A 10198-nucleotide genomic window follows, 5' to 3' on the forward strand; every position below is an offset into this window, starting at 1 on the left:
GCGCGATTTGCCTGTTCGCTTTGGGCCGGAAAGGCAGCATCAGGACGCTACCAATGTCCGTGCTTGCCGGGTACAGCTGCGGGTCCACGACGCCAAGCGCCTCCGGCAGACGTTTGCTGTCGTAGCGGAACGTCCCGAAGACAAGATCCCAGAACGGCGTCAGCACGCCGAAGTTCTTTGCTTCATCGAGTTTGGCGCTGTGGTGGAAGCGGTGCAGCTCCGCACCGACAAGCAGGTAGTTCAGCGGCCCAGCTTTGATGTTCACGTTGAAGTGGGACACCAGCCCCTGAAGTCCCATCAGCGCGTTGAACAGGAACAGCGTTTCCGGCCGTGCCCCGAGCGCCACCAGCGGCAGCTGCACGATGGCCAGGGACACGATGAAGTTCAGCGGGTGGCCCACCGGGTGCATCAGCAGGTAGACCTTGTCCGGCAGGTGATGGGCGACATGCAGCTTCCATAGCCAAGTGCTGATCGGCCCGCGCGGCTCGTGGCTGATGCGGTGGTACCAGTATTGGAAGAACTCGAAGGTGAGCAGCACGGCGACGAACTCGACTGCGGCCGGCGTGCCTGTGACCAAGCCGGTGTTCAGGCGGCTCATGTCCAGCGCCAGCCAACCCAGACCGAACTTGAGCGCGCCGGCGGTCCCGCCGTTGACGGCCATGTACTTCAGATCGCGCCAGAAGCTCCGCCAGGTCATGCGCCATTCGGGCCGGGCGGGGAGAAGGAACTCGACGGCCAGCAGCAGCGCGAACCGCACGCCAGCCATCCAAGCGAACACCGTTGCGAGTTTCCATCCTTTCAGGACTGAGGCTGCAAATAGCAGCAGCGTCGCGGCGAGCAGCAACGGATAGAAGGCATAGCTGATGAAGCTGTCGAGAAACCGCTTGGGCCGGCTGGTCGCTTGCATGGAAACTCCGATCATGGACAGCGTGCCCGGAAATGGAAGACAGGTCGCCATGCTCTGCATCGGCCGTCGTTCATAGAAGAACAACCGCACTGCGCTCGTCCAGTAGCAGACACAAACGTTGATCGTGTTCAGGAGACTCCATGCCCGGTTCTGGCGTTGATCGCCGCGTCGAACGGACCCGCACAGCGCTGCGAGAGGCGCTGATCGCGCTGATGCAGGAACGCGGCTGGGATGAGATCGATGTGCAGACGCTGTGCGCGCGTGCCAACGTCGGCCGCTCGACCTTCTATCAACACTTCCCGAACAAGGAGGAGTTGCTCAAGGCCAGCTTCGCCGGGCTCAGGGGCGCGTTGCTGATGCAAGCCGAATGCCTGCCGCCTGGCCCGCTTGCTTTCGTGCCCGGCCTGGTGGCCCATGTGCATCAGATGCAGGAGCTGTTTCGCGCCCTGCTCGTGAGGCGCTCGGCTCAGTACGTGCAGGATAGATTCCGCGAGCTTCTGATGGAGATGATCCTGTCCGACCTGCCGCCGTCTCGGAGGACGTGGCAAGCCACGGCGCGAGCGCACTATCTTGCCGGCGCGCTGTTCGAACTGCTCATCTGGTGGCTGGGCAGTAATCGGCCGCACAAGCCACGGGAGATCGAAGCGCTGTTCAGGCAATGGAGCACGGCAGTCTTGGACGCGCCCATGCTCCTCAAATGAGCCCTCCGCTAAACTGACGCCCATGCGCCGTGGATTCACGACCTTCATCCTGATGCTCTGCATGTGCTGGCAAGCGCTGGCTCATGCTGGCATTGCCGTGGTGATTGCCGACCATGAAGAGCAGGAGCATGCGCTGATGCACTTCGAGGCTCAGGGTCACCATCACGATGATGACGGCGACACCAACGGCGTTCATGAGGACCAATCGCTGGCCTCGGCCCAGCACCTGGCCAGCGACTGCGGTCTCAATGCGCCAGTCTTGATCACGTGGGTCGACTTGCGCTTACCGCAGCTGCCGCCGGCGATGCCAGCGCAGATCGCTGTGGCGCCGCCGCCGCCGCCCTGCCTTGCCGGCCCCGAGCGGCCACCCAAAACCCTGTCCTGATCTCCGCCGCGACCCGCGCGTGGTGACGCGCGGCCGTCTGTCGCTCCAGCGGTGACCTCTTTCGCCTCACCGGCCCTGCGCCGGTGCCGGGCGGGTCGCCGCTCCTTTCGCATCAGGAATATCGTGAAACCCCACCCATGGTTCGCTCCATGGCTCGCCGGCAGCGCCCTTGCTGCCAGCGCGCTCGCCTGTGCCGCGCAGGCCCAGCCCGTGCCAACCCCCGCCTCGCTCGCGACCAGCCGACCCAGCCTGGCCCAGGCCGTCGACGCCGCATGGCAGCGTTCCGCCGAGGCCACGCAGGCCCAAGGCCAGCAGCGCCAGGCCCGGGCCGACCAGGCCGTCGCCGGCAGCTGGCTCGCTGCTCCGCCAGCCCTTCAGCTGTCCCAACGTGAAGGCCGCGGCAGCGCCGCCGACGGACAGCGCGAAACCGAGGTCGGCGTCGCCCTGCCTCTGTGGCGCATCGGCGCCCGCGCGACCGCCGGCCAGGCCGCCCAAGCCGAACTCGACTGGAGCGTTGCAGCCGAGCAGGCCGCTCGCCTGCGCGTCGCCGGCCAAGTGCGTGAAGCCCTCGGACAGCTCAACGGGCTGGAAGCCGAGCAACGCCAAGCCGCCCTGCAAAGCCAGTTGTTGGGCCGCCTGACCGAGGACGTCGACCGCCGCGTCAGGGCCGGCGACTTGGCCCCGGCCGACGCCATGGCGACCCGCGCCGAATGGCTGTCCAGCCAGGCCCAGGAGGCCGAGGTTCAGCAAAGGCTGCGCGCCCAGCGGGCCCAGTGGCAATTGCTGACGGGTCTTGCCGTCGCCGCTCCGTTTCAGCCCCCGGCGGCTGGCGAAAACTTTGACGTCACCGACGCCCATCCTGAGTTGCAGCTCGCCGCGCGTGCCGTGGAGCGCGCGCAGCGCAAGCTGGCGCTGGCGCAGGCACAACGCGGTGATGGCCCTGAGCTGGGGGTCAACCTCCGCCAGGAACGCCCCGGCCAGGGCAACCCGGCGCTGAACAGCATTGGCGTTGCACTGCGCCTGCCCTTCGGCGCCGAGACGCACGCCCAGCCGCGCATCGCTGCAGCTCTGTCCGAAGTCGACCTGGCCCTGACCCAGCAACAGCGCACCCGCGACCGGCTGGCGGCCGAGCTGGAGCTGGCCCGCAGCCAGCTGCGAGCTGCCGAAGCCCAGTCGCGCCTCGAAGCCCAGCGCGCGGCCCTGCTGCGCGAGCGCGCCGGCCACATCGACAAGGCCTTCAAGGCCGGCGAATCGCCGCTGCCCGAACTGCTGCGCGCCCTCAGTGCTGCCGCACAGGCCGAGGCCGCCAGCGAACGCCAGCAAGCCCATCTGCGCCTCGCCCAGGCGCGGCTCCAACAAGCCCAAGGACTTCTCCCATGACCCGCATCTCCCTGATGCGCACGCTGGCCACGGCCGCGCTCGCAGCCACCCTCAGTCTCGGCGCCGTCGCTGGCCCAGGCGCTCACGGCCCCAACGGGGAACACCTCGACGGCCCGACGGCAGCCGCGGCGCCCAGCGGCAGCCGCCCGCGCATCGAGACCAAGAGCGAGCAGTTCGAGCTGGTCGCCAACCTGGGCGGCGGCGAGTTTTCGATGCTCATCGACCGCTTCGCGACAAATGAACCAGTGCTCAACGCCCAGGTTGAAGTCGAGTCCGGCGGCCTCAAGGCCAAGGCCCCTTTCCATGACGACATCGGCGACTACGCCGTGGCCGACGAGGCGATGCTGAAGCTGCTCAGCAAGCCCGGCGAGCACGCCATCGTCATCACCGTCATCCACGGCAACGAGTCGGACCTGCTCGACGCGACCCTCAAGGTCACGGCCGAGCAGGCCCAGGCCGCCGCCGAGGCGCCGCACGCGCATGACCACGCTGGCGCAGATGACCACGGCCACGAACACACCAGCGGCTCGCGAAAGCTCTGGATCGGCATGGGGCTGATTGCCGTCGTGTTGATTGCCGTCGCTGCCTGGCGCCGCCGCCCTGGCAACAAGACTTGGACCGGAGGCCAGGCATGAAGCGCCCGCTGCTGACTCTCGGCCTGTTGCTGGCCGCCACGGCTGGCCTGGCCGGCCCCGGTGCACACGGCCCGAATGGCGAACACCTTGACCAGGCCGGCCCGACCAATGCATCAGGTCTCGTGCGCCTGCCCGATGGCAGCGTCAACGTGCCCAAGGTGGCCCAGCGCCGTATGGGCATCCGTACGCTGCTCGCACCCGAGACCGAGGCCGCCGCGACGCTGGAGCTGCCTGGCCGCGTGGTGCAGGACCCCAACGCCAGCGGCCGCGTGCAGGCCAGCCATGGCGGCCGCATCGAACCTGGCCCCAAGGGCCTGCCGGTTCCTGGCCAGGTCGTGCGCCAGGGTGAAGTCCTCGCCTGGCTGCACCACCATGCCGAGCCGTTCGCCCAGGCCAACCAGGAAGCCCAGCGTGCCGAACTGCGCGCCGGCCGTCAGCTCGCCGAGCAACGCCTGAAGCGCCTTGAAGGGCTGGAGGGCACCGTGCCGCGCAAGGAGATTGAGGCGGCCCGCCTGGACGCCGAGTCCCTGGCCGCTCGCGAGCGCAGCATCGCAGCGAGCCTCGACGCGCGCGAGCCGCTGCGCGCGCCGGTGTCCGGCGTCATTGCCCGCTCTGAACTGATGGCCGGCCAGGTCATCGACGCGCGCGACGTGCTCGTCGACATCGTCGACCCGGCGCGGCTGATGGTCGAAGCGCAGACGGCTGACGTCACGCTCGGCCAGCGCATCGCCGGCGCCGAGTTGGCGGGTGTCACCGGCGTTAAGCTGCAACTCGCCGGCGTCCCGCGGGCATTGCGCGACGGCACCTTGCCGTTGAGCTTCCGCGCCCAGGCGGACAAGGTCGGGCAAGCGACATCGCTCGCCGTCGGCCAGACGGTCGGGGTCATCGTCTCGATGAAGGACAAGGCCAAGGGCATCGTGCTGCCGGCTGAGGCCGTCGTGCGCAGCCCCGTCAACGAGGCCGTCGTCTGGATCAAAACAGGCGCGGAGCGCTACACGCCACAGCCGGTGCAAGTGAAGCCGCTGGACGCCAAGACCGTGCTCGTCACGCGCGGCCTCGCGGCCGACAACCGCGTCGTCGTCGTGGGCGCCTCGCTCATCGCGCAGATCCGCTGAAGGGCCGACCATGTTCAACTGGATCGTCCACACCAGCCTGCGCAACCGGCTCTTCGTGCTGGCCATTGCCGCGCTGCTGATGGCCTATGGCGGCCTCACCGCCTGGCGCACGCCGGTCGATGTCTTCCCCGACTTGAACAAGCCGCTGGTCACTGTGCTGACCGAGGCCGGCGGCATGGCACCCGAGGAAGTCGAGCAGCTCGTCAGCTTCCCCATCGAGACGGCGCTGAACGGCATGCCCGGCATCACGCGGGTGCGCTCGACTTCGGGTGTCGGCCTGTCTATCGTCTACGCCGAGTTCGACTGGGGCACCGACGTCTACCGCAACCGTCAACAGGTGTCCGAGCGGCTCGCGCAGCTGCGCGGCCAACTGCCGGGCGACATCACGCCGACGATGGGTCCAGTCTCGTCCATCATGGGCGAGGTCATGCTGATCGCGCTCCCGCTCAGCGCAGGCCAGGCCACACCGATGCAGGCGCGCGAGTACGCAGACTTCGTGCTGCGGCCGCGGCTGCTCGCCATCCACGGCGTGTCCCAGGTCATCCCCATCGGCGGCGAGGTGCGCACGCTGCGCGTCGAGCCCGACACCGTGCGCCTGGCCCAGCTGGGCGTCTCGCTGACGCAGGTCGAGCAGGCCCTGCGCGGCTTTGCCGGCAATGCGGGCGGCGGCTTCATCGACCTGAACAGTCGCGAGTACTTGATCCGTCACCTCGGCCGTACCAACCGCATCGAGGACCTGCAAGGCATCGCTGTCGCCTGGAAGGATGGCCGCGCCATCCTGCTGGAGCAGGTCGCCAGCGTGCGCTTCGCGGCTGGCCTAAAGCGTGGCGACGCCGGCTACAAGGGTGCGCCGGCCGTCATCATCAGCGTGCAGAAGCAGCCTGCGGCCGACACCGTGCAGCTGACAAAGCAGATCGAGACAGCCCTCAACGAGCTGAAACCCGGCCTGCCCAAGGGCCTGAGCGCGCCCAAGGTACTGTTCCGCCAGGCCGACTTCATCGAAGCCTCCATCGCCAACGTCACCGGCGCGCTGCGCGACGGCGCCGTCATGGTGGCCATCGTGCTGTTTGCCTTCCTGCTGTCGGTGCGCACGACGCTGATCTCGCTGATCGCCATCCCGTTGTCGCTGGCGGTGACGGCGCTCGTGTTCCGCCTGCTCGACCAGTCCATCAACGTGATGACGCTGGGCGGCCTGGCAATTGCCATCGGCGAGCTGGTGGACGACGCGGTGGTGGACGTCGAGAACATCCAGCGCCGCCTGCGCGAGAACCGCGCGCTGGCCGACCCGCGGCCCGTGCTGGAGGTCGTGCGAGCCGCCAGCGTCGAGGTGCGCACCGGCATCGTCTACGCGACCCTGATCGTCGTCCTCGTCTTCGTGCCACTGTTCGCGCTGCCGGGCATCGAGGGCCGGCTGTTCACGCCGCTGGGCATTGCCTACATCGTGTCCATCCTGGCGTCCATGCTGGTGTCGATGACGGTCACGCCGGTACTGAGCGCTTTCCTGCTGCCGCGCATGAAGCGGCTGGACCATGGCGACAGCCCGCTGGTCGCGCGGCTCAAGGGCTGGGACGCGCGTCTGCTTGCGTGGTCCTTCCCGCGCGCCAAGCTGCTGATCGCCGCGGCCGCCATCGCCGTCGCGGCGGCCGCAGCCAGCGTGCCCTTCTTTCCGCGCGCCTTCCTGCCGGCCTTCAACGAGGGCTCGCTGGTGCTGTCGCTGATGTTCAACCCCGGCACCTCACTGGCCGAGGCCAACCGCATGGGGTCTCTGGCCGAGACGCTGATCGGCCAGGTGGCCGAGGTGACGCAAGTCGGCCGCCGCACCGGCCGCGCCGAGCTCGACGAACACGCCGAGGGCGTGCATTCCTCCGAGATCGACGTGGACCTGCGGCGCGGCGGCAAGCCCATCGACCGCGAGGCGGTGATGGCCAAGATCCGCGCCCAGTTGGCCTCGCTGCCGGCCCAGGTCGCCATCGGCCAGCCGATCTCGCACCGGCTCGACCACCTGCTGTCCGGTGTACGGGCGCAGATCGCCGTGAAGATCTATGGCGACGACACCGACACACTGCGCGGCCTGGCCGAGCAGATGCGCGCCGGGCTGAGCGGCGTGCCTGGTCTGGTGGACCTGACGGTGGAGAAGCAGGTACTGATCCCGCAGATTGCCGTGCGGCTCGACCAGCGCAAGGTCGCCCAGGCCGGCCTGTCGCCGGGCGAAGCGGTGCGCGTGCTGCAGGCGCTGACCGACGGTGCTCACGGCGCGCAGATCGTGGACGGCCAGCGCCGCTACGACCTGGTGCTGCGTCTGCCCGACGACCAGCGCGGCCCGCAGGATCTGGCGCGCACCCTCATCGACACGCCGGCCGGCCGGCTGCCGCTGTCCCGCATCGCGACCGTCGAAGAGGCCGACGGCCCCAACCAGATCGGCCGCGAGAACGGCCGGCGGCGCATCGTGGTCTACGCCAACACCGACGGCCGCGACATGGGGAGCGTCATCGGGGACATCCGTCAGGTCATTGCCAAGACCACCTTGCCCACGGGCGCCTTCGTCAGCCTGGAAGGCCAGTTCCAGGCGCAGGAGCAGGCCACCCAGCTCATCGTCGGCCTGTCGCTGATTTCGCTGGCGATGATGTTCCTGGTGCTCTACACGCGCTACCGCTCGGCGGTGCTGGCCGGCGTCATCATGGCCAACATCCCGCTGGCGCTGATCGGCGCCGTCATCGCGATGTGGCTGGCCGGTGTGACGCTTTCGGTCGCCACCATGGTGGGCTTCATCACGCTGGCCGGCATCGCCACGCGCAACGGCATTCTGAAGGTCAGCCACTACATCAACCTGTGCCGCTTCGATGGCGAGCGCTTCGGCCAGCCCATGATCGTGCGCGGCTCGCTGGAGCGGCTGACTCCGGTGCTGATGACGGCGTTGGTGGCGGCCTTTGCGTTGACGCCGCTGCTGCTGGCTGGCGATGAACCGGGCAAGGAGATCCTGCACCCGGTGGCCGTGGTCATCTTCGGCGGCCTGGTCAGCTCCACGCTGCTGGACACGGTGCTGACGCCGGTCATCTTCTGGCTGGTGGGCGAGCGGTCCTTGACACGGCTGTTACGGGACGACGAGTCCACTGCCGGAGCGCAGGAAGCGTTCTAGCAAATCAACGAGGCCATGCGGCGCCGCCTGCACAAGAGTGCCGCACCCGATTGGAGATGAACACCATGAAGACCAAACAGCTACTGATCGCCGCCCTGTTGGGCATGGGCGCCCTGACGATGAACCCGGCGATGGCGCACGGCTCGGCTGCACCGCGCCACGGCGGCATCGTGCAGGTCGCAAACGACGTGAACTTCGAGTTGGTGGTCGACGCCGACGGCGCGACCATCTATCTGGTCGACCATGACGAAGACATGCCTTCCAAGGGCATCTCCGGCAAGCTGACCGTGCTCAATGGCGCGCAGAAGAGCGAGGTCGACATCAAGGCCACCGAAGGCAACAAGCTGCGCGCCACCGGCGTGAAGATCGACAAGGGCGCCAAGGTCGTCGCGGTGCTGAACAACGTGGAAGGCAAGACCGCCACGGTGCGCTTCACCATCAAGTAAAGGTCGCCATGAAGACGAAACGAATGATCGCTGTGGGCCTGCTGCTGGCCGCGGGCGCGCCGCTCTGGGCCGCCGACGCCGTGCGAGACAACGCCGCAGTCGCGACCAAGGCCGAAGCCGTATTCGGCAAGCAGGCCGGCCAGAGCTTCGATGCCCAGGCGGTCAAGCCGAGTGCCGCGGCGCCGCGCACGGAGACCGTGACCATGACGCTGGCCGCGGGCAAGGGCGCCGAGGTCCAGGCCGAACTCGACGCCGGCCAGGGCATGGTCTTCCACTGGTCAGCCAGTGCCGACGTGGCCGTGGACCTGCATGGCGAGCGGACCGGCTCGAAGGACGAGTACACCAGCTACGACATCGAGGCCAGCCAGCGCCAGGGCGCCGGCACCTTTATGGCGCCGTTCGCTGGCACGCACGGCTGGTTCTGGAAGAACCGCAGCCAGCAGCCTGTCACGGTCACCGTCACCATCACGGGCTTCCACAAGCGCCTGGTCCGGCACGGCGGCCAGCCCTGAAGGCTGGAGCAGAGTATGTCCCGCCTCCTGTCCCTTCCCGCGCTGCGCGGCGGCCTGTTGGCCCTGCTGGCGGCGGCGCTGTTCGGCGTCAGCACTCCCCTCGTGCAGAAGCTCGGCTATGGGCTGGGACCGTTCACGACCGCGGCGCTGCTGTATGCCGGCGCGGGTCTCGTCGGCGCACTCCTGCGCCAGAAAGCGGAGAAGGAGGCGCGCGTGCTCCGCGCGGACGTGCCGCGCCTGCTGGCCGTCGCCCTCTTCGGCGCGGTAATCGGCCCAGTGGCGCTGGCCTGGGGGTTGCAGCGCACCAGCGGCACCGGCGCGTCGCTGATGCTGACCCTGGAGGCCCTCTTCACGGCCGTGCTCGCCTGGCGCCTCTATGGCGAGACCATGGACCGGCGCGTCTGGGCGGCGATGCTGCTGTTGCTCGCTGGGGGCGTGCTGCTCATCCTTGACCAGGGCCTGGCGTCAAGCGGCCAATGGATCGGCCTGCTCGCCGTGTTGGCGGCGACAGCCGCCTGGGGCACGGACAACACGCTGTCGCGAGCGCTCGCCGAAAGAGATCCTGGCCAGGTCGTGCTGGCGAAGTCCGCGCTGGGCGCTGCCGCAACGGCGGCGCTGGCCTTCATCGCGGGCGAGGCCATGCCCAGTCTCGGCACCGCGGCGGGGCTGATGTGCGTCGGCGCGACCGGTTACGGCCTGAGCCTGCGCTTCTATCTGCTGGCCCAGCGCGAGTTTGGCGCGGCCCGGACCGGCTCAGTCTTCGCGTTTGCGCCCTTCATAGGCGCGGCACTGGCCTTCGGCCTGGGTGACCGCTCCGCCGGCTGGGGCATGGCTGCGGGTGGCCTGCTGATGCTTCTGGGCGTCGCCCTGCACCTCGCCGAGTCGCATGCCCATGAGCATGAGCACGAGGCGCTGGAACACGAGCACGCGCACCGGCACGACGACGGGCATCACGACCATACCCACTATCCGATGCCCGAA

Annotated in this window: 10 protein-coding genes; 9 read left to right on the forward strand and 1 reads right to left on the reverse strand. The window is 68.6% G+C overall.

From position 1 onward, the window contains the following. Positions 1 to 997: sterol desaturase family protein (locus tag AC0IZJ_RS28135; protein WP_471855538.1), on the reverse strand; the 997-nt coding region annotated here is incomplete at its 3' end. A 50-nt stretch (positions 998 to 1047) separates the two neighbouring features. Here AC0IZJ_RS28135 and AC0IZJ_RS28140 point away from each other — a divergent pair. From AC0IZJ_RS28140 to AC0IZJ_RS28180, 9 genes are all read left to right on the forward strand, one after another. Continuing rightward, positions 1048 to 1608 carry a TetR/AcrR family transcriptional regulator gene (locus tag AC0IZJ_RS28140; RefSeq protein ID WP_471855539.1) on the forward strand — a complete coding sequence of 187 codons (561 nt, stop codon included), beginning with the start codon at positions 1048 to 1050 and terminating at the stop codon, positions 1606 to 1608. Positions 1609 to 1630: 22 nt separating this feature from the next. Beyond that, complete coding sequence (locus AC0IZJ_RS28145; RefSeq protein WP_471855541.1) at positions 1631 to 1993, forward strand: hypothetical protein; 363 nt, start codon at positions 1631 to 1633, stop codon at positions 1991 to 1993. Between the two features lie 210 nt (positions 1994 to 2203). Beyond that, a complete protein-coding gene (locus tag AC0IZJ_RS28150; protein ID WP_471855542.1) occupies positions 2204 to 3373 on the forward strand; it encodes a TolC family protein in 1170 nt (389 codons plus the stop codon). Beyond that, positions 3370 to 4008: a hypothetical protein gene (locus AC0IZJ_RS28155; RefSeq protein ID WP_471855543.1), complete on the forward strand. Its 639-nt coding sequence runs from the start codon at positions 3370 to 3372 to the stop codon at positions 4006 to 4008. The genes AC0IZJ_RS28150 and AC0IZJ_RS28155 overlap by 4 nt, the downstream gene beginning before the upstream one ends. Beyond that, positions 4005 to 5123, forward strand: coding sequence for an efflux RND transporter periplasmic adaptor subunit (locus AC0IZJ_RS28160; protein WP_471855544.1), 1119 nt, complete (start codon positions 4005 to 4007; stop codon positions 5121 to 5123). Before AC0IZJ_RS28155 ends, AC0IZJ_RS28160 begins: the two co-directional genes overlap by 4 nt. 10 nt (positions 5124 to 5133) lie before the next feature. Continuing rightward, on the forward strand, positions 5134 to 8259 hold the full coding sequence (locus AC0IZJ_RS28165) for an efflux RND transporter permease subunit (RefSeq protein WP_471855546.1): 3126 nt from the start codon (positions 5134 to 5136) through the stop codon (positions 8257 to 8259). A gap of 65 nt (positions 8260 to 8324) precedes the next feature. Further along, positions 8325 to 8705: a hypothetical protein gene (locus tag AC0IZJ_RS28170; RefSeq protein WP_471855548.1), complete on the forward strand. Its 381-nt coding sequence runs from the start codon at positions 8325 to 8327 to the stop codon at positions 8703 to 8705. Between the two features lie 8 nt (positions 8706 to 8713). Further along, a complete protein-coding gene (locus tag AC0IZJ_RS28175) occupies positions 8714 to 9217 on the forward strand; it encodes a hypothetical protein (RefSeq protein WP_471855550.1) in 504 nt (167 codons plus the stop codon). 15 nt (positions 9218 to 9232) lie between these two features. After that, positions 9233 to 10198: DMT family transporter (locus tag AC0IZJ_RS28180; RefSeq protein WP_471855552.1), on the forward strand; the 966-nt coding region annotated here is incomplete at its 3' end.

The sequence above is a fragment of the Roseateles sp. AC306 genome (assembly GCF_979253795.1).